23 protein-coding genes are annotated in these 25,874 nt (G+C 40.8%); 7 read left to right on the forward strand and 16 right to left on the reverse strand.

Features of this window, described 5'->3' with window-relative positions; all coding sequences use genetic code 11:
- Positions 1–11: 11 nt before the first annotated feature.
- The 4 genes from nrfD to ABJD64_RS06515 all read right to left on the reverse strand — a co-directional run bounded on the left by nrfD (position 12) and on the right by ABJD64_RS06515 (position 5,479).
- Positions 12–950, reverse strand: a complete 939-nt coding sequence (gene nrfD, locus ABJD64_RS06500; RefSeq protein WP_348179813.1) for an NrfD/PsrC family molybdoenzyme membrane anchor subunit — start codon at positions 948–950, stop codon at positions 12–14.
- A 4-nt stretch (positions 951–954) separates the two neighbouring features.
- Entirely contained in the window at positions 955–1,488 is a 534-nt protein-coding gene (locus ABJD64_RS06505) for a 4Fe-4S dicluster domain-containing protein (RefSeq protein ID WP_348179814.1), read from the reverse strand.
- Positions 1,485–3,725, reverse strand: a complete 2,241-nt coding sequence (locus ABJD64_RS06510) for a molybdopterin-dependent oxidoreductase (RefSeq protein WP_348179815.1) — start codon at positions 3,723–3,725, stop codon at positions 1,485–1,487. The genes ABJD64_RS06505 and ABJD64_RS06510 overlap by 4 nt, the downstream gene beginning before the upstream one ends.
- Before the next feature lie 446 nt (positions 3,726–4,171).
- Positions 4,172–5,479 carry an outer membrane protein transport protein gene (locus ABJD64_RS06515; protein ID WP_348179816.1) on the reverse strand — a complete coding sequence of 436 codons (1,308 nt, stop codon included), beginning with the start codon at positions 5,477–5,479 and terminating at the stop codon, positions 4,172–4,174.
- 221 nt (positions 5,480–5,700) lie between these two features.
- On the opposite strand from ABJD64_RS06515, the gene ABJD64_RS06520 reads away from it, so the two are divergent.
- Complete coding sequence (locus tag ABJD64_RS06520; protein ID WP_348179817.1) at positions 5,701–5,901, forward strand: PLD nuclease N-terminal domain-containing protein; 201 nt, start codon at positions 5,701–5,703, stop codon at positions 5,899–5,901.
- A 217-nt stretch (positions 5,902–6,118) separates the two neighbouring features.
- Here the strand turns inward: ABJD64_RS06520 and ABJD64_RS06525 are convergent, their stop codons facing one another.
- The 6 genes from ABJD64_RS06525 to ABJD64_RS06550 all read right to left on the reverse strand — a co-directional run bounded on the left by ABJD64_RS06525 (position 6,119) and on the right by ABJD64_RS06550 (position 11,556).
- Positions 6,119–7,171 carry a response regulator gene (locus tag ABJD64_RS06525; RefSeq protein ID WP_348179818.1) on the reverse strand — a complete coding sequence of 351 codons (1,053 nt, stop codon included), beginning with the start codon at positions 7,169–7,171 and terminating at the stop codon, positions 6,119–6,121.
- Positions 7,172–7,306: 135 nt separating this feature from the next.
- Positions 7,307–8,083: a hypothetical protein gene (locus ABJD64_RS06530; RefSeq protein WP_348179819.1), complete on the reverse strand. Its 777-nt coding sequence runs from the start codon at positions 8,081–8,083 to the stop codon at positions 7,307–7,309.
- Complete coding sequence (locus ABJD64_RS06535; protein WP_348179820.1) at positions 8,052–8,492, reverse strand: OsmC family protein; 441 nt, start codon at positions 8,490–8,492, stop codon at positions 8,052–8,054. Before ABJD64_RS06535 ends, ABJD64_RS06530 begins: the two co-directional genes overlap by 32 nt.
- Positions 8,493–8,557: 65 nt before the next feature.
- Positions 8,558–8,956: a hypothetical protein gene (locus tag ABJD64_RS06540; protein WP_348179821.1), complete on the reverse strand. Its 399-nt coding sequence runs from the start codon at positions 8,954–8,956 to the stop codon at positions 8,558–8,560.
- A gap of 86 nt (positions 8,957–9,042) precedes the next feature.
- Complete coding sequence (locus tag ABJD64_RS06545; RefSeq protein WP_348179822.1) at positions 9,043–10,221, reverse strand: PAS domain-containing sensor histidine kinase; 1,179 nt, start codon at positions 10,219–10,221, stop codon at positions 9,043–9,045.
- 162 nt (positions 10,222–10,383) lie between these two features.
- The gene (locus ABJD64_RS06550; RefSeq protein WP_348179823.1) at positions 10,384–11,556 is read right to left on the reverse strand and encodes a PAS domain-containing sensor histidine kinase; all 1,173 of its coding nucleotides are present in this window, start codon (positions 11,554–11,556) and stop codon (positions 10,384–10,386) included.
- 221 nt (positions 11,557–11,777) lie between these two features.
- Here ABJD64_RS06550 and ABJD64_RS06555 point away from each other — a divergent pair, with 221 nt between their 5' ends.
- Both ABJD64_RS06555 and ABJD64_RS06560 read left to right on the forward strand, forming a co-directional pair.
- The gene (locus ABJD64_RS06555) at positions 11,778–12,311 is read left to right on the forward strand and encodes a universal stress protein (RefSeq protein WP_348179824.1); all 534 of its coding nucleotides are present in this window, start codon (positions 11,778–11,780) and stop codon (positions 12,309–12,311) included.
- Between the two features lie 111 nt (positions 12,312–12,422).
- Positions 12,423–12,824 carry a DUF6799 domain-containing protein gene (locus tag ABJD64_RS06560; RefSeq protein WP_348179825.1) on the forward strand — a complete coding sequence of 134 codons (402 nt, stop codon included), beginning with the start codon at positions 12,423–12,425 and terminating at the stop codon, positions 12,822–12,824.
- A 244-nt stretch (positions 12,825–13,068) separates the two neighbouring features.
- Here the strand turns inward: ABJD64_RS06560 and ABJD64_RS06565 are convergent, their stop codons facing one another.
- The 3 genes from ABJD64_RS06565 to ABJD64_RS06575 all read right to left on the reverse strand — a co-directional run bounded on the left by ABJD64_RS06565 (position 13,069) and on the right by ABJD64_RS06575 (position 16,714).
- The gene (locus ABJD64_RS06565) at positions 13,069–13,455 is read right to left on the reverse strand and encodes a DUF302 domain-containing protein (protein WP_348179826.1); all 387 of its coding nucleotides are present in this window, start codon (positions 13,453–13,455) and stop codon (positions 13,069–13,071) included.
- 95 nt (positions 13,456–13,550) lie between these two features.
- Positions 13,551–16,157: a cation-transporting P-type ATPase gene (locus ABJD64_RS06570; RefSeq protein WP_348179827.1), complete on the reverse strand. Its 2,607-nt coding sequence runs from the start codon at positions 16,155–16,157 to the stop codon at positions 13,551–13,553.
- Positions 16,158–16,264: 107 nt separating this feature from the next.
- Positions 16,265–16,714 carry a pyridoxamine 5'-phosphate oxidase family protein gene (locus ABJD64_RS06575; protein WP_348179828.1) on the reverse strand — a complete coding sequence of 150 codons (450 nt, stop codon included), beginning with the start codon at positions 16,712–16,714 and terminating at the stop codon, positions 16,265–16,267.
- A gap of 242 nt (positions 16,715–16,956) precedes the next feature.
- Here ABJD64_RS06575 and ABJD64_RS06580 point away from each other — a divergent pair, with 242 nt between their 5' ends.
- Both ABJD64_RS06580 and ABJD64_RS06585 read left to right on the forward strand, forming a co-directional pair.
- Entirely contained in the window at positions 16,957–17,394 is a 438-nt protein-coding gene (locus tag ABJD64_RS06580) for an Hsp20/alpha crystallin family protein (RefSeq protein WP_348179829.1), read from the forward strand.
- Between the two features lie 132 nt (positions 17,395–17,526).
- Positions 17,527–17,952, forward strand: coding sequence for a hypothetical protein (locus ABJD64_RS06585; RefSeq protein ID WP_348179830.1), 426 nt, complete (start codon positions 17,527–17,529; stop codon positions 17,950–17,952).
- Positions 17,953–17,956: 4 nt separating this feature from the next.
- Here the strand turns inward: ABJD64_RS06585 and ABJD64_RS06590 are convergent, their stop codons facing one another.
- Positions 17,957–18,400: an Hsp20/alpha crystallin family protein gene (locus ABJD64_RS06590; RefSeq protein WP_348179831.1), complete on the reverse strand. Its 444-nt coding sequence runs from the start codon at positions 18,398–18,400 to the stop codon at positions 17,957–17,959.
- A gap of 145 nt (positions 18,401–18,545) precedes the next feature.
- On the opposite strand from ABJD64_RS06590, the gene ABJD64_RS06595 reads away from it, so the two are divergent.
- Positions 18,546–19,265 carry a VIT1/CCC1 transporter family protein gene (locus ABJD64_RS06595; protein WP_348179832.1) on the forward strand — a complete coding sequence of 240 codons (720 nt, stop codon included), beginning with the start codon at positions 18,546–18,548 and terminating at the stop codon, positions 19,263–19,265.
- A gap of 244 nt (positions 19,266–19,509) precedes the next feature.
- On the forward strand, positions 19,510–20,181 hold the full coding sequence (locus tag ABJD64_RS06600; protein WP_348179833.1) for a hypothetical protein: 672 nt from the start codon (positions 19,510–19,512) through the stop codon (positions 20,179–20,181).
- Between the two features lie 139 nt (positions 20,182–20,320).
- On the opposite strand, the gene ABJD64_RS06605 is transcribed toward ABJD64_RS06600, so the two are convergent.
- Both ABJD64_RS06605 and ABJD64_RS06610 read right to left on the reverse strand, forming a co-directional pair.
- Positions 20,321–21,505, reverse strand: a complete 1,185-nt coding sequence (locus tag ABJD64_RS06605; protein WP_348179834.1) for an efflux RND transporter periplasmic adaptor subunit — start codon at positions 21,503–21,505, stop codon at positions 20,321–20,323.
- A 2-nt stretch (positions 21,506–21,507) separates the two neighbouring features.
- Positions 21,508–25,839 (reverse strand): CusA/CzcA family heavy metal efflux RND transporter, encoded by a 4,332-nt coding sequence (locus tag ABJD64_RS06610; RefSeq protein ID WP_348179835.1) that lies wholly within the window; start codon positions 25,837–25,839, stop codon positions 21,508–21,510.
- Between the last annotated feature and the right edge of the window lie 35 nt (positions 25,840–25,874).

Raw genomic sequence — 25,874 nt, forward strand, 5'->3', positions numbered from 1 at the left:
TTTATCCACAATTAATATAAATATCTACTGGCCTGACCAGCATAAACAATGATAAACCGTAACATTATATTCCCTATTAAGATTAATATGACTGGAATGAAAACTGGGATTTTTTGCCCCTTTATTTCCAAATATTCCAATAAGGCTGGAACAAGCATACCGATGAAGACTACAAAAATCCAGAATGGCAATGTGTATGGTCCATCAAGAAATAATTGGGCAGCTTCTATCTGCACTTCTGTACTGGCAAGCAATCCCATAAACAGGTGTATGATGAAGAATAATTCAACTCCAATGATGAGGATGTCTATTTTACTAAACCATCTTCTTTCGATTTCGCTTTTGGTGAATAAGACAATGACGGCTGCCCCGGCTGAAAGTCCGGAGGCCAAAAATAATGGACCCAAAATGGAGGTATTCCAAAGGGGTCGGGCGTTAAATGCACTCAGCAGTATTCCTGTATAAACACCTAACAAAACCGAATATATTGCCATTACCCAAGCCAGAGGCCTTTTATGCCTAACGAAAAAAGCTATTGCTTTTTCTAGCCATTCAAATTTCCAATCCCAATTTGGGAAAATCTCTTTGATATGAATACTGCTCCAGATAATTGAAATTGGAGTGATCACCATGAGTGTCCAGGCACCCCAGGACATAGGTGATTCTAACCTTATAGTGGTATATAATCTCCAGAAATTCATTTTATTATGTAAATCCAAGAACAGCGCACCAAGCCCCAAAATCAATATGAAAGGGGTAATCATTGGAGCCCATTTTACTGCTGCAGGAAATTGATTTTCTTTTCCTCTCAAATAGTAAAATGCAGCAAAAAACAATATTCCGGCTGCAAGCCCACCTACGAATAAATAGAAAGCGATCTCCCAACCCCAAATATGTAGATAGGGATCCACCTTGTAATTCATTCTACCGCTAATGATTAATTCTTCCATGATCTTAAATTAAGAAGTACAACTGAGGGTCAGTCCCTGCTTCGGTTTTCATTCTTTTGTATTTTCTTTCCTTTACTTTTTTGGATACCTCACTATTAGGGTCATCCAGGTCTCCAAAATACATGCAGTTAGTAGGGCAGACACTCACGCATGCCGGTTGTTCCCCTTTTCTCACTTTGTGAATGCAAAACGTGCATTTATCCACATAGCCATCTGGATGCGGATATCTTGCATCATATGGACAAGAAGCAATACATGCCCCACATCCAATACATTTATCAGGATCCACCAAAACGATCCCTCCTTCCGCTATGTGACTGGAGCCTGTTGGACAACACCTAACACAAGGAGCGTTTGCACAATGATGACATCTTTCTGATCGGAATTCTAAATCCAGATTGGGATAAGTGCCACTAATCGCTTCCACTATCCACTCCCTGCAAAATCCCTCAGGAACTTTATTCTCAACTTGACAGGCAACTACGCAATCGCCACATCCTATACACTTTTTGGTATCAATCGCCATTGCATATCTCATGATTCTGCTTCTTTAAGTTCTGGTTTTTCTGTCAAAAAGGTCACAAAGTTTTCGCGCATTCCGGTTCCTCCCATTTCGGGATCAAGTTTCACATTGGTGATTAGCTCCGTGTCGCTGGCGCCTTTGCCAAAAGCCCGGCTCAATTTCTTTTCGCTATGACCAAAGCCATGTACCATGTACACCGAATCCCAGCGGATTCTTTCGGTTACTCTGACTTTGATTGAAAAAGTGGACACGATGCCGTCTTGGTTTTTAAGCCATACATATTGTCCGTTTTTCAAACCCCATTGTTTGGCAACTTTGGGATTAACCCAAAGATCATTCTCATCATAAATAGCTGTCAGGTTTGGATTATTTGCTGTTCGGCTAAATGTATGCGCCGGTGTTCGACCATAATTGAGTCGGTAAAACCCTTGTGGCGGCTGAGCATGCTCAGTATAGGTCGGCAAGGGTGCATAACCGCTACCTGCCATTTCGGTAGAATACAGTTCAATTTTGCCTGTGGAAGTACTGAATTCAAAGTCCTGCCCGTCAGCCAGATAGAGATCGTCGTATTTCCTTTTATATTTCTTCACTCCCACTTTTTTCATTTCTTCCAACGAGCTGCCCACTTGTTTCAATTGCCAATCCAGCATGGCTTCAATATTTTTATATTTGAAAAATTCATTCAAACCAAGTTTGATCCCTAAGGCTTTGGCTATCCACCAATCAGGCTTGGAATTATACTTTGGTTCTGCCGCCGGCATTCTTAGCGCAATGACAGGTTCTCTATGTGGTGAATTTCTTATGGCGTCGTACCTTTCCAAATAAGTACATTCAGGAAGTACAACATCTGCATATCCGGTGATTTCCATCGGCATGGTATCAATCACCACCAACAAGTCCAAGTTTTGGATGGCCTCCAGTGTCTTTTTCTGATCCGGTAAAGTATGGATCAGATTCGTCCCGTTTACTATCCATCCTTTGACGTTGAATTCACGATCCTTTGTAGGAATAGACGCCCCACAAAGTTCATTTGAAATAATTTCTGTAGCCAGGCTAAACTTATCCTCGAGGCCGTCCTTCCAGGTTCTTTTTGCTTTTGGGTAAGGCGGATGTGGATAAGATGGAATAGAAACTTTTTCAGGAGAATAGAATCCTCCTCTTCGTCCCCAGGAGCCAAGTAATGCATTTAATATAGCAACAGCCCTCAATCTTTGTGTATCATCGCCGTACCATGTCACATGGCGACCAGGATGGACAATAACTGCAGGCGAGGCATTGGCCATTTCTTTAGCTGTATCACGGATTACCTTTGGTTCAATAGTGGTGATTCCATAAGCCCATTCGGGAGTATATTGCTGCACGTGTGCCTTCAATTCATCAAACCCAAAGGCATATTTCTCAACATATTCTTTATCGTACCATTCTTCGTTGATGATGACATTGATCCAGGCCAGTAATAATGCCATGTCTGTTGCCGGTTTGATTGGCAGCCAGTATTTAGATTTGCTGGCAGCTGTGGAAAATCTGGGATCAACAGTAATTATGGTGGCACCTTTATCTATGGCTTGGGACATTTCCTGAACCTGACCATTGTGCATGTTTTCACCAATGTGCGATCCTATCAACACAAGGCAGTCGGTATCTCTAATATCTGTTCTTTCAGGAGATAAAATTCCTTCACCAAATGTGGAATAGAAAGCTACTTCCCTTGGACCACGGCATTGGGCAAATGACGGGGCAGTTATGTGTGGAGAGCCATAAGCTTTAAGCATGTGGCCCAAAAACTTACCCCCTGAGCCGTGTGTAAATAAGGCCATGCTTTCCGGGCCATGTTCTTTGGCAATAGCTTTCATTTTGTCAGCTATAAAGTCGAGTGCCGCATCCCAACTGACTTCCTTATAGACCTGTTTTCCGTTTTCTTCTACACGCATCAATGGCTGCTTGAGCCTGTCCTCATCGTGATACATGCCAACTCCGCCAGTACCTCTGGGACAAAATCGACCATTACAATGCGGATCGTCTTGATGTCCCTCTACTTTCCAAATCTCACCATCTTCATTTTTGGTCACCCACCCAGCACATTTCCAGAAACAAACTTCGCAGTAAGTCGGAGTACGGATGTATTTCATAGTCTCGCTGACCGCGTCATTGAAGATGCTGCCTGATACACTATCGAAGATGGTTCCGGACAACATCAATCCTCCTAATCCAAGGGATGAAATTTTAATAAATTCTCGACGATTTGAATCCATGGTGAATATCTTTTGATGTAATCTACAATGAGTAACAAATGTTAAAAATGACATCTATCAGGAATAGCGATGATCATTCTATCGCCGTTCTCATATTCTTTTGACCCTGACCAACACAAAAGAGATCAATATCCAAATAGTGGTCGGTGATGAATTGCACGAGAAATTATGATATTAATCATGTTTATGTATAAATCTTCATTTCCTTAATCTTTTTATCCAAATATTCTCTAATATGAAATATTTAGATAAAGGTTACTAAACAAATAAAACGCCTCGATCCATGTCCTCACGGATCGAGGCAGCAGTGGTTTGTGAAGACACAAACCACAACGGGCCTTAACTAAACGACATTGAATCCAGATTTAAGTAACTACCCTGATTTACAAAAAAAGGCCCTTAACAAAATAAAGGCCTTTGGTGCTGAAATCGGTTTGTCAGTTATTCTAAAAAGAGAAGCCCACTTCAAATTCCCATTGATTCATATTAAGTTCGATATTCTGTTGATTAGGTGCTTCGAATCTATTAGGTCCGGAAACAGTATTAGAAAACCCGTGCATCATGGCAAAGCTAATTTCCTGATCATTATCCAGGATTTTAGTTACTCCTAAAGTGGCATGTTTTTCTATTACACCAGGAGCCAGGATGTTAAAGAGCATTTCGCTATCGGGAATGGGTTGTTCGCTATAGGAAAATCCGCCTCTGAATTCCCAGGAGTCAACTCCCCTAAATTCGGCACCTATTTTATAAATAGTCATATTACCCCATCCAAATCCAGATCCGCCATCTTCACCTAGCGTTACTTGGTTGGGATTAGGAGTAAATCCTCCTGATCCATCAGGAAATGCGGGCGGAAGTGCAGTAGGGTCTATTGGGTTAGCAATAGATTTTACGTTATCATACATGATTTGCTGTACATCGAAAGCAAAGAGCCAATCCGTAAACTCATACGACAAACCAGCTGTCCAGGTCGCAGGGATATTGAAGCCCCCTTGCTCGGCATATAGTCCGGCATAGTCATCGAATTCACTCATGATCATTTGAGTCTGGTATGAGGCGCCAAATCTCAGTCCTGGAGTGAATTCACCTATATAACCTATTTTAAATCCAAGCCCAAAAGAATTGTCATGTCCATTACCTGTAAGTTTGGTTGCATCTCTGGAAAATGCTCCGAAGGCTTCAAGGCCAGTGGCTTCGAATCTTTGATAAGCTAGAATCGCAGAGAAACCAAGACTGTGTTTCTCTCCTAGTTTCCTTGAATAAGAAGTATTGAGAAACATTTGAGAAAGATCTACACCAGTAGGTTGAGCACCACCAAAAATGGCCGCAGGGTATTCGGTATTCATCCCACCATTTCCATAGAAGGATACTCCAATTGAACTGTTATCATTTAGAGACCAATTAGCACCGATAGAAGGGATAAAGAAAACCTTTTTATCACTTTCCACTGTTCCCGGTGCAAGGCCGAATGTGCCAGGAAATCCAGATGGATTACCAGTCACCGTAAATTTTCTATTTGGGTTGAATATTGCCAGGTTAAAGTCATATCTATCACCTAGAAATACTAAACCTGCAGGATTGGTGGCAGAGCCTAATGTGCTCTGTGACAACGAGACGCCAGTGCCTGCCATGCCCTTGTAGCGTATGCCATACCCATGGCTGTAATAGCCATTGGTGGCATATAGATTTGTATGAAAAATCATCAAGGACAACATCGCAAACGCTAATAATGAAAAATTGATGTGTCGTTTCATAGTTGTATATGTTTAAATGTTTGCCACCAATTTATTTATAGCATTCTTAACTGCTCCTGACCGATGTCATTGAATATTAAGACTTTAATCAAATCATGTTTGGTCTAGAACCTTTCCTTGAGCAAGAATTTTCCAAATTGATTTACATCATGTTTCAGGTTAACTCCGGTCATACCTCATTCAATCTATTAGGTCTAACTTGAAAACAAAAGATCAAGATTATGTTAGAAATGATTTTTGCACTCATTGTCGTCTCATTTGCCATTTGGGCTATGATCGACGTCGCACAAGGTCAGATGAAAACTCAGCAGAAAGCCATATGGTTTGCTGTAGTGGTTCTGATACCCTTATTAGGGCCAATTTTGTATTACTTCAGGAGAAGTAATTTCACCATCAACCAACAAAGTCATGAACCAGATTAAAAATTCAAAGGATACCAGGATATTCGTACTCGTCTTTATTGTAATTGTTGTACTGGTTACTATTTGGATGTATGCTTACTAGAACAGGCATCTTCGATCCCAATACGTAACCCAATACTACATGTTTGTTCTGCAATCCTAAGGGTAAATTGACAAAGAGAACCTATCTCGGTTATCCGCGATACCGAAGGCTATTTTGACCCTAATAACAATTAGCTTATTCGATTGCCGCAATTTTTTTCAAAACCGTTGAGTTTAACACTTCTATATGATGAGGTTTGACATCAATCAAATGTTCTGTCTTAAAATCAGAAAGGGCTCTGATCACAGATTCCGGGGCAGTACCTACCATGCAAGCCAAGTCTTCTCTTGATATTGAGATATTCCCACACTTTTTACCTTTCTTTTGAAGTGACACAAGCGCTTCTGCAGCCCGCTGTCTTACTGAGTTATAAGCCAAGTGCAACATTTGTTCCTCTTTTTCCTTTAGGTTGTTGGAAATGATTCGGATGAATTTGTTCGCTACATCTCGACTGTCGTAAAGAAGTTTAAAGAATTTGTGTCTGGGGATAAAATAAAGTTCTGAGTCTTCCAGGGCCACTGCAGATTCTGCATAGTTCGAACTGGTGATTAGCGCATTAAAACCAATGTATTTTCCTGAGCAGTGTATCCCGGTTATCAATTTCTTTTCTTCCGGATTAGTCTTATAGGTTTTCACTTTACCGGAATTCACGAGTATCAATGCACTTGCTTCGTCTCCCTCCCAATAAATACCCTCCCCAGTCTTGAAATGCTGAATCCGTCCTTCTGCAGAAATCGCTTTTAGCTCAGCAATTGCCCTTTTGTTCTGTACAAATTGATCCAAATCCTTAATATCAAACACAGCTTCCTCTTCGGCCTCTCTATGTCGTTTCAATCTGGTCTCAATGGCGGTCAACAATTCATTTCCATCAAATGGTTTTGTCAGGTAGTCATCAGCTCCCAGCCCCATACCCTTTCTAATGTCGGCCCTTTCTGTCTTAGCAGTTAGAAAAATAAAAGGTACAGTTGAAGTACCGGGGCTTTTGCCCAAAATATGTAATACTCCATAGCCATCAAGTTCAGGCATCATAATATCACAAATGATTAGATCGAGAGCAGTTTTCTGCGCGAGTTTTACGCCCAGTTTCCCATTTTCTGCTGTAAGAACCTTATATCCTTCAAGCTCCAAAATTTCCTGAGTGTTTTCCCTTACCTCCGGATTATCTTCTATTAATAGTATCTTTTTCATCTGTTTGTGATTTGTTCTCTATCGGCCAGATGGAACCGCCATGAAATAATCATTCCTTAGTGAGTCTGATTAATAAACCTATTGGTTTCATGACAATTCTGATTGACGTTAAAATTTATACTTTTCGAAAAATGACTATTCTTCCCATTTCCAAATAGCCACCAATTTTACCAGCTCATTCTTATCAGCTTTAGACGAAAGAAATAGTGCCATATTGGTCGAGGGGCCTTCACAGATACAGTCGATAAGTAAGTCCAATTTACCATCTCTGTCCAGGTCACCCGACCAAACCAAACCCGGACCATTTCCATAGAAATAATGGTCTTCCAGTAGCAATTGCTGAATATTTTTATGAATTAGTTTAATTCCATAACCCGAAAACTCTGGTTCTGTATCCTCTCCTACCATACGATTAGCAGAACCAAAAGAGTCTAATGAATAATCTCCCCATGGGTAAATTATTTCAAGCAGACGATCAGGTGCCAGGATCGTATTGTAATGGTTTCGCCCTTCGATATTTCCCACCTCAAGATCTTCTACTCCTGCTATCAAAAAAATTGGATAAGAATTACCTTTAATTCCTATTTGTATTTCAGTCCTTTCTTTCGGGCCTTCTGTGGAATGGTCATATATTTCTTTCACCTTGAGTTTGACCTTCCTTAGCGAAAAAGTCTCTTCTGATATTTGAAATAGTCCGTACCAGGATTGATATGGATTGATTTCAGCCCCTAGATCCTGCCATTTTCCAATTTTAGCAATCTGGACTGAATGGGGCTCTACTTGCCGAAATGAAGTAATCAATAGCATCACGGCTATTCCTCCAAGGGTAAGCATGATGATGATGACAATGATGCATCCTGGAAGTGAATTTCCACTCTGATTAGTGGGTCGCTTGAGTTGGAACCTCTTCATTGCTGTATATAATTTCGTAGTCCATTTCAGCTACTTGCTGAAGCGTGTAACTGACACCACAGTATCTTTCCTGTGAAAGCCTGACAGCTTTTTCTATTTTTTCCTTATCCAAATCTTGCCCTTTGACGAGATAGGTCAACTTGACTTTTTTATAATAGATTGGATGTTCTTCAGATGGCTCACCTGCAACAGAAATTTGCAAATCATCTATTTTCACTCTCATTTTTTTGAGCAGAGAGACTACGTCCATTCCGGTGCAGCCGGCTAAGGCGACCAATAGCAAAGGCTTTGGTTTTGGACCCTGGTTTTGTCCGCCCACCTCTGCGTCGGCATCAAGTATTATTTTATGCCCATCGACATTTGCTTCAAAGGACATATTTCCTTTCCAATTCGCTTTAATCTCATTCATCTTATTTGATCGTTAATTTCTTATCCAATAGTAGAGCAATTCAGGGTGCTTACAAATGAGGCGAATCAAGGCCTGGTATGATTATAGTCAATGAATTGAGAATCGTTATTGCGCTGAGCATGCGACGTTGAACTGAAAGCTTCTTGCACGGCACCCAATAATTCTTCAGTTTGAAAGGGCAGAGGTACCCATTTACCTACAGGTACTAAAGAAAGGTCATCAGAATCAGCACTGAATACAATTATCGGTATGTCATGAGTTGGAAAAGTGAGCTGCATCTCAGCTTCTCGCAAAAAAAGCCCGCTTATCAGCAAAACAGCTGTAATTTCAGTCTTAGTAAAATCGCCCTCCAGAGAATCAGTATGTAGCGTTTTTACTGAGTATCCTTCGAGCTCCAGCAATTCTTTGATATTCTCTCTGAGCCCCTCGTGAGGCTCAACCAGTAGGACTGTTTGCTTCATCATACTGCAAAATATGCGCTTTGCGTATTTGTAGCAATGACTCCAGTTAGTCTAACACAGAACTTTGATCATTTTTTCTCCTTACTCGGTCAGAAATCCCTCTCACAAGGCAAGCGCACTTCAAAGGCCGTGCCTTCTCCCTGTTTACTTTCAAACCTGATGGCACCGCCCAGTAGCTCAACATATCGGTGAACAATACTCAAGCCTAAACCTGTACCCTGGATACTACCTACATTGGAGGCCCTGAAAAAGGAGCCAAAGAGTTTTACCTGATCAGCATCAGGTATACCTATGCCATAATCCCTAACTGTAATAACAATTACATCTTTCTCGAACTCACAACTTACCTCAATAGGATCATTCTCAACTGAATATTTACTGGCGTTTGAAACTAAATTAGTGACAATATTCTTGATCAATTTTTTATCTGAACAAATGACCCCGTCATCACATGCCTTAATCTTGATCTGCTGTCCCTCCTTCAGAATGGGCTGGAAGTTTTCAACCAGTTCATTGACCAGCTTCTCGATGGGGAATTCTAACAATTCAGGTTTGATTTTTCCCTGTTCCAGTTTATCCAATGAAAGAAAATCATCCAAAATGTTCACCAGATTTCTTACCGAAGACTTAACTCTTTTTAGGTGCTTTCCCTTCTTTTCCTTATACTCTTCGGTATCGTACCTTCCTAATAGATCTACAGATGACATAATAGTGCTCAGGGGAGTTCTAAATTCATGAGAGGCCAGGGAAACGAATGCTGATTTCAGTTGATTCAGTTCATGCTCGTGCAAGAAAGCGTTTTCCAGTTCTTTGGTACGCTCCTTAACCTTTTTTTCCAGCTCCTCTGTGTATTCCTTTTTTTCTCTTTCGGCCTCTTTGCGCTCCGTAATATCACTAATGAAGGCCACCGCAAGTGTTTCTCCGTTTACCTGATAGTTTCCCAGACTGATCTCCACGGGCAATTCTGACCCATCCTTTTTGCTAGCGTAAAGGTCGAGCCCTGCTCCCATGGGTCTAACCTTAGGTCTATCAAAATATTCCGTACGATGATGGATGTGCTGCTCTCTCAATTTAGTTGGGATGAGTACCTCCATTTTTTGTCCAATCAGCTCGGCCTTATGATATCCAAATAGTTTTTCACCGTTTGGATTGATCATGACTATGACTCCCTGTTGGTTGATCACAACAATGCCAATTGTTGCATAATCGAAAAGAGCCTTGAATCCAGCCTCACTTTCAAAAGTGCCAATTAATTGATCTGCTTCCATAGCGGGTTAAGTTGAAAGTAAGTTTCCATATAAATTTAACAAGAATTATTTTAACCGTCCAATTTCGAATATTATGATTTACAAAGCACATAATAGTAAACAACAAGAGTATCCTAAATAAAGAACCTCATCCGTCAATTAACTTAGGTCATGGAACCTTTTCTAAGAAAATTCACAAGGTAATCGGACTGAGAAAGTGGTACCCTCTCCCTCACTGCTACTAAATGTAATACCGCCTCCCAAAAGCTCGGTGTATCGTTTAATTATATTTAGGCCTAATCCCGTGCCTTGGATGTTGCCGACATTAGAGGCCCTGAAAAAAGAGCCAAATAGATTGGTTTGATCTTCTTCAGGAATACCTATACCGTGGTCCTTTACACTGATGACGATCGAGTTGTTTTGAATTTCACAGTTAATTTCTATAGACTCACCATCAGGAGAATACTTGCTCGCGTTCGAGATTAAATTTGTAACAATGTTTTTTATTAATTTTTTATCCGAGTAAATCGTGGTGGCCTCACAAGCTTCTATAGAAATAGTCTGTCCTTCTTTAAGAATGGGGTGGAAACTATCTACCAAATTATTGATCGTCTCTACAATATTAAATTCTGCCAGATCTGGTTCTATTTTTCCCTGCTCCAGTCTATCCAGAGAGAGAAAGTCGTCCAAAATATTGACCAGGTTTTTAACTGACGATTTGATCCTGCCCAGGTGCTTGCCTTTTCGCTCAGCATATTCTTCACTGTTGTACCTGGTAAGCAATTCTGCTGATGACATAATGGTACTCAGTGGAGTTCTGAATTCGTGTGAAGCGAGCGACACAAATACAGATTTCAGGTTGTTCAATTCTTGTTCATGCCTATAAGCATTTTCAAGTTCTTTGGCATGCTCTTCCGCTTCTTGTAGTCCTTTCAGGTATTCTTCTTTCTGCTTCTCAAATTCTTTGCGCTTAGATATATCACAAATAAAGGCTACAGCAAGTGTTTCGCCCTCAACTACATAGTTGCCCAGGCTGATTTCTACGGGCAATTCCGAGCCATCTTTTCTTTTAGCACACAGATCAAGGTCGGCTCCTATCGGACGGACATCCGGTGTATCAAAACATTGGACATGTGGATGGATTTCGAAGCCAGGAACCGATGCGATAATCAGTTCCATTATCTTCGTTCCAATCAAGTCGGACTGGTCATGATCAAACAACATGGCACCATTCTTATTGATCATTTCAATTTCACCCTTTTTGTTTACTGCTACAATACCGATGGTCGCATAATCAAAAAGAGCCTTGAATACCGATTCACTTTCAAGAATTACTTGCGATTTACTTGTTTCCATGGCTGAATAGGTTATGGTTCATACTCCTCATTGTCTATATAAAAGTACAAAGAATTATCGCTACTATCTAATTTTTACACCTAACGGTTTTAAGCTAAAATACTCCGAAATGACCAAAATCATTCGGCGCGCAAATCACTCTCATATTTAATAATCACACCTTGTACGACCTTAGCAAGTGCTAAATTAATTAATCCTTTAGATACTAAAATTCGCAGATCATGGCAACCAAAAAAAATAATATTCTTGTGCCTTATGATTTTTCTGATGATTCTGCTAACGCCTTAAAAGTGGCATGTCTAATTGCGAATCGACAATCACACCACATCATCTTGCTTCACGTCATCGAAATACCTAGATATCGATATGTGGAACCCAAGTTTTCCGAAGCCTATGCTTCACAGCTGCGAGATATGGCGCTGCGCGAGTTGGCTGACTTACCTGAAAAAAGAGCAGAAAATGAAATCTCTATAGAATTACTTGTCAAAGTGGGATATCCTTCCAGAGTCATTCTCAATTTTATAAAAAAAGAAAAAGTAGACTTGGTTGTCATGGGTTCCAGAGGTATTCATAATCCTGGCAAGTCAATCGAGGGCTCAACTACTGAAAAGATAGTGAGAAATACGAAATGCCCGGTTCTGACGGTAACAAGCAAAATGAATCTAGACAATATCCAGGATATTGTTTTTGCTTCAGATTTGGCTTCTGCCCGTCCCTTTGTGATAGCCACGCACGGCCATCTCAACGAACAATGAAAGAACGATATCAAGAGGTGATATAAATCTATGCACCTCTTGATTCCAGTCATAGCAGACTGCATGGGTGTTTCATACCTTGAGTATTATTTAGATAAAAGATGAAGTATTATGAAAAAGATGGTTTTAGTAATTATCGGTCTATTTCTAGGGACCGGTTTGCTTATGGCCCAAGGTCAGCGACAAGACAGAAAGCGTATTCATCAGCAAGATCATATTCTATTCCAGGATGGAAAAATGATGCAAATGAAAGCTGGTGTAGCTACGGAAATGCAAAGTTCTTATACATTTCAAAACGGTACCATCGTAAACCCTGATGGATCTTACCAACTCAAAAATGGTAAAACAAAAATGTTGAAAGAGGGCGAATGCATCAGCAACAACGGTGTCAGGTTCCGTTCGCAGCAAAAGATGATGAACAAATCTCAATCCGGAATGGGTCGGGGGAAAATGAATAAGAGAAATAGGCAAACGCCAGCAGGGCAACCTGGCAATCAGGGCGGAAACAATTGATTTAGTTTTAGAAAGAGCCGTCTCAAAGTAGTTCGCCAAAGTGGAGAAGTCCCCAACGGACTATATACCACAAGGGATATCTCGCTACGAGGCTGTCTCAAAAGTCAAAAAAATTACGTCATCACGAGTGAAATGAAGTGATCTCAATCTTTGTTTACGCTTCATATGATAAGATTGCTTCACTCTGTTCGCAATGACGTAGCACTTTTGAGACGGCCTCTTTAATATGACGAGTTCTTTAAAATTACAATCGCTCAATCACACGACCGAGCTTATCTTTTACCTCTGTTGCCATTTCCAAAAGCGCCTTGTTGCTTACGGAGGCCATAGAGGCAATGGGGTCTACTGCTGCCACCTCTATCTCGCCCGGGCTAAGTTCCTGAACTATCACATTGCACGGCAACATGGTGCCAATCTTATCTTCGGCCTGAAGTGCCCGATACGCATAGTGCGGATTGCACGCACCCAGAATTCTATATTTTCTGAAGTCCACATCAATTTTGTTTTTGAGCACTGTCTGAACGTCAATTTCTGTGAGCACGCCAAAACCTTCTTCCTTGAGCAGTTCGCTGACTCGTTCAATGACGACCTCAAACTCTTCTTTCACCGATTTGTTTATGTAGTATAACATATTTGATATTCGTTATTTAATACTACAAGCTACAGGGGCCTTTTTCATTTTGAAATGACTTAGAGCAGGCATGGAAATGATTTTGTTGCCAGTATCTAAATGAACTCTTGCCGGCGATGCACATAATTGGTTACACCTTTTGTGATGAGAATAGCGAGGAAATAGCCAACGACCAATCCAACCATAAGCACAGTCCATTCAAACAAACCTAAAGGTACCAAATAGAAATATTGGTTTATGGCCGTATAAGTAATGATCACATGCAAAAAAACAGAGGTAACCAGGCCTCCTACCAACCATCTGTTATCAAACCATCCCAAATTCTCATCGTATCTTATGGCTCCGATTCTCACAAATTCAAACAAGACGATTCCAGTGATTAGCGTTGAACGCGCAATATCCAGACCATACGGAAGTATGATTAAAAAAATACCAACAAGAAGTATGGCTTTTTTAATCCCTATCAGTCCAATCAGCCAAGCTAATTTTTTGTTGATTAAAGGTTCCCCATTCTCGCGCGGAGGATGAGACATAATATCCTTTGCCGGAGGGTCAGCACCCAATGCAAGAGCTACCAGGCCATCTGTGAGCAAATTGATCCATAGTAACTGGACAGGGTATAAAATGGGTTCGTCAAAGCTGAAAAATATGGTAATGAAAAATATAATTCCCACCTCGGCCAGATTACAGGTTAAAAGGTAATCAATGAATTTGCGAATATTGTTGAAAATGGTCCTCCCCTCTTTTACTGCATCCCGTATAGTTCTAAAGTTGTCATCAAGGAGTATAATATCGCTAGCCTGCTTGGCTACCTCAGTGCCCTTCTCTCCCATCGATATACCTACAACCGCTCTTTTGATCGCCAGAGCATCGTTTACACCATCGCCGGTCATAGCCACGGTGTGTTCCTTTTCCAGGATCTCTAAAAGTCGCAGTTTGTGAAACGGATCTGTTCTGGCAAAAATATTAATCCCCGATTCGATTTTGACTTCTAGTTCCTCATCGCATAATTGATCTATTTCGGGCCCTTCAACAACCCCATTGTTTCTTAGACCAATTTGCTCAGCAATGGCATTCGTGGTAACGGCATTGTCTCCGGTGATAATGATGACCCTAATTCCGGCACTTAGACAATCCTGTATAGCTTCTTTTGCCTCGGCCCGCGGCGGATCAATCATAGCCTGTAGTCCAATCCACACAAGATCATTCTCAATATCCGATTCGGATGGGGATGATTTATAGGCGAAGCCCAAAACTCGTAATGATTGAGCGGCAAAGGACTTATTTTGCCGTAGCAATTCCTCTCTTTTCTCTGTTGTGAGTGCTATTTCTTCCCCATTTTCCAACATTCTACTGCACTTATGAATTAGCACTTCCGGAGCCCCTTTTGAAAACACCTGAAAAGCATCCCTCTCATTTTTCAGCAGTACGGTCATCATCTTTCTCACTGAGCTGAAAGGGATTTCGTCTATCTTTTGATAAGAGTCTGATGTTTTGTCAATGTCTTCCAAATAATCCAATGCAGCTTTTTTCAGCGCAATTTCTGTCTGGTCACCGATGAAGGTTTTTTCATTGTCTGATCGGCGGTTTTGGGTCGCATTATTGCATAAGGTACCACAGGACATCAGTTTCCTAAAGGTTTCATTGTTTTTATCCTGCTCTTCCAGTTCGCCTAAGATGAACTCCCTTCCATCGAAGTAAAGTTTAGTTACCGTCATTTCATTCAGCGTAAGCGTGCCGGTCTTGTCTGTACAAATAATGTCCACAGCTCCAACAGATTCAACTATTGGCAACCTTCTAATTAGTGCATTTCTTTTGAACATTCTTCCTGCTCCAAGCGCCAAAGCCAATACCATCACGGCAGGTAAGCCCTCTGGAATAGCCGCTACGGCGAGCGAAATGGCAGTGAGCAACGAAGTATAAAAGCCAAATTTGAAAATGCCTACTATGGCGATCACGACAGTAATACATATGGTTATGATGGAGAGTTTTTTACTGAGGAGGCTCAGTTCCTTTTGGAAATTGGATGGTTCCACTTCGACTTTTTGCAGTCCATGAGCAATATGACCAATCTTGCTGTGCATTCCGGTGGCCATCACCTTTACCAGCGCATGACCACCGATCACCACAGTATTTTTGAAAACCTCCGTCTCAGAGATTTTTTTGACGGCAACAGATTCTCCAGTGAGAATGGACTCGTCTACTGCAAGGTGAAAGGCACTTACAACGACCCCATCAGCACTGATCATATCCCCTGCCTGAATGGATAGCAGATCTCCCGGCACTATTTCCTTTGAATCCATTTCCATCGTCTCACCTTCTCGAATGACAGTTGCCTTCGGCATATCGAGGCGTTGCAGAGCTTCAATGGTTCTTTCCGCATTATAATCCTGAATAAAGCCCATTACTCCAGATATTGAGACAATAATCAGAATCAAAACAGTATCGATGATATGTGGGTCCTGGTCCGGCAAGTAGCCTGCAAGAAAGGAAATAGCTGCTGCAATAATCAGGATGATGATGAGTGGTGATTTGAATTGTCTTAGAAAAATCTTCCAGGGCTTAATTTCAACGCTTCCGGTGATTTCATTTTTTCCATGAATTTTGAGTAGTTCAGCCGCCTCCGCACTGGACAAGCCTTGTGCTTGTAGACCTTCCATATCTTGGTGAACCACATCATGAGGATTTAAGGATTCTGACATTTTGATTCAAACTCTTTTGATGTAAACCTATCCAAAACTGGTGCTCTTTGATATGAGGAATATCAGCCCACACTATGAGTTTATATCCGGACTTCTAGCGTGCGATTTCAACTTTTCTCATAACGGCCACTTTTTTCCAGCACTTCAATCTTGAAGACTACAGATGTTGCCTTGGACCTTGCGTCGAGATGTATTTTCTCCATACCATACTTGGACGGTACGGTTTCGCTCGTGTTGAATGGCATAAATCTTCTGGTAAGTATCTGAATGGCCTCATCTGCTTCTTGACCTTCAAGCTCTTTGTATATCCCTATTATCACTACACTCTGCCAATTATTCATATCTCTAATACGATCCACCTCGAAAGCGATATTCGGGTTTTCTCTCATTAGTTCAATTTTCAGGCCTTCGATAGTATGTATATAAATGCTTCCGTGTTTAAAGGCATAGGAGATTGGAACGATATAAGTTGTTTCACCTCCATGACATCCCAACCTTCCAATAGTCTCGCTATGGAGGAGGTTATCGATTTGATCACTAGTAAGTTTTCCTAACATAGTATTGCTATTTGATACCACTGAATACCATCAACAGTCTATTGTGGATATGGTCAAATTTATACCTAAATGACCCTGTTTGAAATGATGTCAATCAGCTGGTCGAATGATTTTCAAGTGTGTTGCAAGAGTCGTTGACAAGAATCATCCGGCTCGTTGAGACTTGTCATTGGGTGAGGAAGGAATTGATTCTAAATTTATCGAGACGATTAATTTTTTCATCAACATAAACAAGAGGAGATATGAACCTACTAGCTAAAAGAGGAGATAATTTAAATTTCCCATCATTATTCGGTGGTTTTTTCGATGATGACACCTGGTCAAAACCACTCTGGAATGGATGGAAATCCAACGTGCCTGCCGCAAACGTACTCGAAACGGATGATGAATACCGAATCGAGTTGGCGGCTCCAGGAATGGAGAAAAAAGATTTCCATGTGAACATAGAAAATGGGGCTTTATGTATTAGCTCAGAAAAGGAACTGGAAATAAACGATGAGCAAGATGGCTACACCAGGAAAGAATTTAGCTATAACGCTTTTTCCAGATCTTTCCTTCTTCCCGACAGTGTAAACGATGACAAAATCAAAGCCACATACAAAGACGGGGTGTTGGCATTGACTTTACCAAAAAGAGAAGAGGCTAAGAAATTACCCAAAAAGGAGATCAAAATTGCGTAAACCTGCTTCAATCGGTAATCAACTTGACTTTTTTTTGCGTGTAATGATTGAAGGGTGGGCAAAACCCGCCCTTTTTCTATGTACTTATGTTTACCTGTCTTTTGTGGATTGGGCTTATCATTAAATAAGATCATGGCAGTTAAAAACAACATTTGCAAGGGCGTTTGGCTAGATCAGCAGGAAGCTATTATAGTCTCTCTAGAGCATGAAAATCCGGCCATAACAAGGTTGCTTGCCGAAATTGAGAATTTTCATCCAACAGGCGGATCCCGGTCCAAAACACCTTGGGGGCCTCGTGATGTAGTTTCAGAAAGCACCTATCTAAACAGGAAAAAACATCAGCTCAGGCAATACTATTCTATCATCTTATCAAAATTGAAAGATGCATCCGATTTGTTCATTTTAGGACCTGCTGAAGCTAAGATGGGATTGCTCAAAACGATTCAAGATTCAAAGCAATTTACCTTCAAGAGTGTGACCTCACAAGCCAGCAAAAGGCTCACTGACAAACAGCTGATTGCCAAAGTAGCCCGACATTTCGAATGCCAATCTCGGTAGGTTACTAGAATACTTCAATCTTTCGGTTGACAATACCCTGATCCTTTAGCTGCCTCAAAGGTAGATTGATGTGTAAAATGCCATTTGAGAAATCACAAGATACCGCGTTCTGATCTATTTCCGGTACAAGAGAAAACTGTCTCTGCTGGTGATCGGTATGAAATTCTTTTCTCAGGAACCCGTCTTTGTAATTCTCAAGTTCATCGCGTTTGGCTGTCACATACAGCTTGTCATGTGCCAATGTCACATTAATTTCTTCTTTATCGAAACCTGGAAGTGCCACATCAATGTGATATGACCTTTCCGTTTTTTTAAGATTCCTTTTTGGTTTTGAAATATCGAAATTGTCCATGGAGCTTCTGCCCATGAAATGATCAGCATCAAAGTAATTGGCATACCTGTCCCCAATTCTTTGAAAGGTGTGGTTTCTTATTTTACTGAGTGTCATGATCATGATGTTTAAGTGATATGACAAAGGTAATTATCGCACGCTCGCTTCCCTCTGAGTACAATCAGTCCGAGACGTGATTCTGGTCATCGACTAATAATAGTAGACCAGGTAACTTAAGACAATTATTTAATCACGCCACGGGATGGACTATCACAAGGCATACAAGTTTCACACAGAGCCTCAGCAGTCAAGTAATTACGCTTATTTAAGCCAATTTATTTATGGAGGAATCGACGGAGGAGTAACCACCTTCGCCGTAATTGCCGGGGCGGTTGGTGCCGGATTCGATGTTAAAGTGATCATAATTTTGGGTATAGCCAATCTCATTGCTGATGGTTTTTCGATGTCCGTTGGAAGCTATCTCTCATCCAAATCAGAACAGGAAAAACATGAGAAATATAAAAAAATGGAGCATTGGGGTGTTGACAATATACCTGAGAGTGAGCGAGAAGAAATAAGAGAGATTTACAGGTCAAAAGGTCTTGAGGGTGAACTGTTGGAAAACGTCGTTCAAGCCATCACTGCTGATAAAGAAACCTGGGTCAATGTCATGATGAAGGACGAACACAATATGGTAATGGACCAGGAAACTCCTAGAAAAAAAGCAATTGCGACTTTTTTGTCCTTCTTGCTCATTGGCTTTATTCCGCTGGCTTCGTTCTTATCAGGTATAGATATAAATCAGGCGTTCATTATGTCCTGTTTACTTACTTCCTTATCATTTACTCTCATTGGTTTCCTTAAGGCATCCATCAACCATACTTCAATAATCAAAGGTATCGGGGAAACGTTGCTTCTGGGAACGACTGCTGCAGGTCTGGCCTATTTCGCCGGAAGCTTTTTGGAAAAGACAATCATGTGACTCTCTGCCAATCAATATATTCTGCTTGCGATGTATACTGCATTTAATCAAGGAGTCTCTTGATTAGCGTCATAGCATAAGAACATGGCAGTTGCTAACTTGATTCTGTAATGAAACCGACGTGGCCGGAGCAAATTTAAAGGGACACACGACGGGATCGGTTCGCCGAGCGGATTAAACTTTTGCGTAAAACAGATGCCCTTGTAGAACAAAATATCCAGAGGAATGCCTATGGCATAAAAAGATGAAAACTCTTAAGAATATCGGATTAAAAGCTCTGCTTCTTGCTCTTTCTTTTTTTGCAAGCGGATGTGTAGCTTTTGTAGCTTTTGAAAAACCGCAGCCTTTCTTCAAAAAGAATGAGTCAAGATTTGACAAAAGATTCCAAGGAATGTATTTTGATTCTTCGGACTCTCGTACGCTTGAAATTACAGAAACTGCGATGTTGATAACATCAAACGAAACCCGGGCAGTACCGGTCAATGAAATACATTCCGTTTCAAACGCCGGCATCATCGAAGCAAACTTATCCCAATCCTCTAATGTTAGCATTCCAAATCGTACCGAATCAATTGCGAATGTCCAGGAGAGGGCCGATACTGTTTTTTTGATTTCGGATTGCAACATATTGCGTCAATTCAAAGGAAAGTACTATCTCAACTATAAAGAGCTAGACAAGTATTGGTACCTTGAACTCATGGCTCTCGAAAAAGGAGACAAACTGATTATATCCACCGTCTATGTAGAAGACATAGAAACCCTTGAAGAGGAAGTACCTCTTGTCAAAATTCGAGACGAAAAAGGAGTATTGGTAAGGGTTGTGTTACAGCCTAACAAACGACAACTCAAAAAACTCATGCGTAACAAAGATTATCAAATGGATTTGTTTGTTGGTCACAAAATGAGCGCAGACTAAATTGGCCTGTCCATAAGGCTTTCTCATTAGTTACCCACCAGTGAAGTTTATGGCTTCGGGATTTGTCTTGTTAAAATAATTTTTTCCAACTTACAGGCCTAGTGAGCTTGTCCTGAGGTTCGTGAACTTGTTTTCATAATCATTCGGTAATTATATTAAAGGCCCCTTTTGTGAGAAACTGTGTACCCTCTTCGAATGCTTCGTAATTCAGAATTTCCAGATATCCGCCGGTAGATTTACCCGATTGTATCTGTTTTTTTTCAAAAACATAGATATCATCAGAATCCTCTCGCTTGACCAATACAAAATATTTACCATCAATATCCACAACAGCTTCTTGAGGGAGCGCATATTTGGATTGTGATGAGGTATATATCTCTGCTTCCACATACATTCCCGGGCTGAATTGTGCTAGTTCTTTTTCATCAGTAAGGTGTCCATGCACAATCGCTGTTCGATTCTCCATATCCACAAATTTATTGATCAAGTGTACGGTCGCTTCATGATCCATAGCTGCGTCACTCACAACTTTAAATTTAATTGGCTGACCGATAGCAACTGTATGCAGGTCTTTTGCAAAAATAGAAAGCTCCAAATGAAGATGGGTAATATCAGTAATTGAAACAGCAATGTCTGCCGGGTTAAGGTATAAACCGTTTGTTATATTAACCTCCCTGACATAGCCCGACAAAGGGGACAACACAGGTATTGTTGTACTTATTGTTTCTACGCTCAGATTATCGGGGTTTATGTTCATCAGGCTTAATTTCTTTTTCAAAGACTCATATTTCACACGAGTGATTGCGTAATCCGTCTTTGCTTTTAAGTACTTTTTCTGCGAGGTAACGCTATCCTTTGCAAGTATCTTTTGTCTTTCATAATCAGACTTCAAATAACTCATCTCCTCTTTTATCACTAAAAATTCTTGTTGAATTTGCACATAAGCCAGATTTTCTAATGTGAAGAGAACCTGGCCTTTTTCTACCTTTTGCCCTGGAAGAAGCAGTACGCCCCTTACATATCCTGCAAAATGAGTACTTACTGATGCTCTATTTTTCGGCGGCACATCGAATAGACCATTTGCGTTTACAGAATGGTGAAAATTTCGTATTTCTAATCCTCCCAGTTCCATTTTTTCGGATAAAAATTGTGACCGAGTAATTCTGTAATCATTTTCCTCAGCGGCCGGCAGATTGTTTTCATCAGTTGTTCCGGTCTTTTTTTGTGAACACGAACCAAATCCAAGTAAAAATGCGGCTAATAGGTAGCTAGCAGCTATGTTTTGCATTGCATTCACCCTAACATTTTTTTTCAGATTTTTCATCGTTAGTTCATTATATAATTAGCTTCTAATACTGCCCTGTTGTATTGATAAAGAGATGAGAAGTAGTTCAATTCGATTGACTGAGCATTCTCTAAAAGTTGTGCATATTGAAGAAACCCTATTTCTCCATTTTGAAAGGCCTTGACCGCGTGAAAAATTAGCTGTTCTGACAGTTTCTTTCCAGTGCTGTAGTAATAATTCATTCCGGTTTCGGATTGTTTCATATCTGAAAGTAAGGCGAGGTAGTTTGATTTGAGCTGAGCCCTATAATCTGTTTCTTCCATTTTTTTAATGGATGTAGCCGTTCTCGCAGCGTTAATCTTTGACTTTTGTCCTCCAAACCAAAGCGGTATAGCAACTCCGGCTTGAAACCCCGTGTAATTTTGTGCGTTGCTCCCATTATTTGTTCCTTGAAAAACTGAAAGGTTCAAATCAGGAAGCAATAGTTGCTTTTCTAGTGAAAGGTCTTGCTCGGCAAGCTGAAGGGCATAGGAATGATAATTTATACCAGGGTGATCTACAGTATCCAATGGTTTAAGTTCCAAAGGAATAAGTTCTTTCTCAGAGATGGCGTAATCGATATCCGTTTGTAACCATCTTCCAAGGACGATATAAGACTTTCGGATACTTTCCTTTATTTGGCTGAGCTGCACTGTAATTTCTTTCTGCTTTGTTTCAGCAGTAAGTTTCTCCAGGTAATTAGACTCCCCCTGCTCGAACCTTCTGTTGGCTGCATGCTCAAACTCGGCATACAAACTATCGAGATACGTATAATTTTTCAACAACAGCTGCCAATAAACCACCTCGTAATAAGCTTTTGATACTTCCCTCGTTACCATGCGAGAATCAAGCGCATATTGGGCTTTGCTCAACACCACTTTACCTTTCATTACTTTTCTTTTTGCCCCATAAACAGTTGGAAACTGTAAGGACTGACTGATGCCCCAAACATTCAGAGGAATGTTATTTGGTGCAATGTTATTTTGGTCTTCGTTATAGTATATCTGGGTTTTTTCAACGTCCAATGCGCTACCAATCAATTGCCTACTTTGATCAATTCGTTGAGATGACACCTTCAGACCAAGATTATTATCCAGAGCCACTTGAATTGCCTGATTTAGATTGATTTCGATGGGTTGTGCCTGCATCAGGAAAGGCGAGACAAGTAGTGCTCCAATAACCATAACTGTCATAGATAATTTTGTTTTTGGGAGAGAAACCTTCCTATCGAAGAGGGCATACAAAACCGGTAAAATAACCAAGGTGAGTGCAGTTGCAGATATGAGACCACCGATCACCACAGTAGCCAAGGGTCGTTGCACCTCGGCCCCTGCCGAGGTCGAAATGGCCATAGGCAAAAAACCCAATGCCGCTGCTGCTGCTGTAAGCAACACAGGTCTTAATCTATTCTTTGTTCCTAAAAGGATACGTCTGTTGATATCGTCAACGCCTTGCGCTTTTAGCTCTTTAAATTCTTCTATAAGTACAATACCGTTGAGCACGGCGATACCAAACAGGGCAATAAATCCGACTCCAGCTGATATACTGAAAGGTAAGTCTCTAACATAGAGTAAAATCACACCTCCAACTGCAGACATGGGAATGGCGCTATATATGATCAGGGCTTCTTTTACTGAATCAAAAGCAAAGTATAGCATTACAAAAATAAGAATCAGCGCTACGGGAACTGCAACCATTAGCCGTTCTTTGGCTGTTCTTAGGTTTTCGAATTGTCCTCCATACTCAATGGTGTATTCCGCAGGAAGACTGATTTTCTGACTGATTACCTCCTGAACTTCCTTTACCAAAGATTCCAAATCTCTATTTCTGACATTTACACCCACTACAATTCTTCTTTTAGTATTGTCGCGTGAAATTTTAGCCGGGCCTTTAGTATAAGCGACCGTAGCAAATTCATCTAGTGGCAGCCTGTTACCATTGGGAAGAAGGATAGATACGGACTCTATGTCTTGAATATCTTGGTGGTGTTCAGGATCAAAACGTATAACCAAATCAAACTGCTTTTCACCCTCGAAGACTGTACCTGCTGGCAATCCGGCAAAACCCATCGCAATAATGTCATTCAATTCTTCTACATTCAGTCCATACTTTGCTATTTTTTGTCTGTCATATTTTACTGACATCTGAGGAAGGCCAGCTATCTTTTCTACAATAATGTCGGCCGCTCCGTCAATGGGGCCAATGGCTTTTTCCACTTCCAGGGCTTTCTTATACAGTACCTCTAAGTCTTCACCAATAATTTTAATGGCTAGATCCGCTCTTACGCCAGTAATCAATTCGTTGAAACGCATTTCGATAGGCTGGGTGAACTCAAATTCTACTCCTGGTATTTTTGCTATTAGAGCTGCTTTGAATTTATCTGCCAATTCATCCTTTGTTTTGGCAGAGACCCATTTGCCTTTTGGTCTCAATTTGATAATGACATCACTTTCTTCCATCGACATAGGGTCCGTGGGTACCTCGGCCGCTCCTATTCGACTGACCACTTGTGTTACCTCAGGAAATCTTTTGAGGATCTTTTCAATTTTTGTAGTAGCTTCTACAGTTTTACTCAATGATGTTCCAGTTTTTAAGACGGGTTGAATAACAAAATCTCCTTCATCCAGTGTAGGCACAAATTCTCCACCCATGATAGTGAAAAGGAATACTACACCAAGTAGAAGCACTGAGGCCATGCTAAGTACTAATTTTTTCTTTCTTAAAGCCCAGGCAATCAGAGGCTGATATTTAGCTTCTAAAAAAGTAATAAGTCTTGAAGAAATGGTTCTTTTGTCAGGGTCAGATGGTTTAATAAATAAGGAGGCCATTACTGGCACATAAGTGAAGCAAAGCAGCATAGCACCTATCAGGGCAAAGCAAAATACCTGTGCCATCGGCCTAAACATTTTGCCCTCTACTCCTACCAAGGATAAAATAGGGATGAAAACGATAATGATAATAAGTTGTCCAAAAACTGCCGAGTGCATCATTTTACTCGCGCCGCGATGAGTGATGTTATCAACGAAGTTTTGTTGCTCCGTTTTTACTAAGGCCAATACCTGAGTGCGTTGCGCAGTTATCTTAAAGGCAATGTATTCGACAATAATGACCGCACCATCTATGATAATACCGAAGTCGATTGCCCCTAAACTCATTAGATTGGCGTCTACCTTGAAGATGTACATAAGGGACAAGGCAAACAGCAAGCACATCGGAATTACCGACGCTACAACCAATCCCGAACGAATGTTGCCTAGCAACAAGATCACTACAAAGATTACTATTAAGCAACCCAAAACAAGATTTTCTACAATTGTGAAAGTCGTTTTTTCTATCAGCTCACTTCTTTCCAAAAATGGATTGATACTAATACCAGGAGGCAATGAGTGCTGAATTTGAGCCACTCTATTTTTGACTCGATCTATTACGGCCTTTGAGTTAGCTCCTTTGAGCATCATCACCTGACCAAGGACTTTTTCACCTTCTCCGTTGCCAGTAATTGCCCCAAAGCGAGTCGCATGACCAAAACCTACCTTCGCTACATCTTTGACAAAAATGGGAATGCCATCTCTGTTGTCGATTACAATATTTTCAATGTCCTCCAATGTTTTCACCAGACCCTCTCCTCTAATGAAGTAGGTCTGGTTTGCCTTTTCGATATAACCGCCGCCTGCTACACTGTTATTTTTTTGCAGTGCGGTAAAAGTCTGAGCCAGCGATAAGTTTAGACTTTTGAGTTGCTCCGGATTAACTACCACCTCAAATTGTTTGAGGTGCCCTCCCCATGTGTTCACTTCTACTACCCCAGGGATACCGGATAACTGACGTTTTACAATCCAGTCTTGCATAGTTCTTATATCCATCAATGAATACTCGTCTTTATGAGCTGAGTCCACTTCTATCACATATTGATATATTTCACCAAGACCTGTAGTTATTGGCCCCATGAATGGCTTGCCAAACCCTGTTGGAATTTTCTCTTCTGCAGCCTTGATTTTTTCGGTAATCAGTTGCCTGGGTAGATAAGTACCCATGTCATCATTGAACACGACTGTTACCACAGAAAGACCAAACTTTGATACAGATCTAATCTCTGTTACTCCTGGGAGATTGGCCATTTCCAACTCAACCGGATAAGTCAGGAACTTCTCTACATCCTCAGTGGCTAGATTACGCGAGGTGGTAATAATTTGTACTTGATTATTGGTAACATCGGGTACAGCTCCTATAGGAATTTCAGTTATCGAATATAGGCCAAATCCAACTATACCAAAAGAGAATAAAAGTACAATCAACTTATGATGGATGCTGTACTGTATAATTCGGTCTAACATTGATATGATATTTAATTCTATTTATTGGCTCCCGT

The organism is Reichenbachiella sp. (assembly GCF_039944555.1).
Lineage (GTDB): Bacteria > Bacteroidota > Bacteroidia > Cytophagales > Cyclobacteriaceae > Reichenbachiella.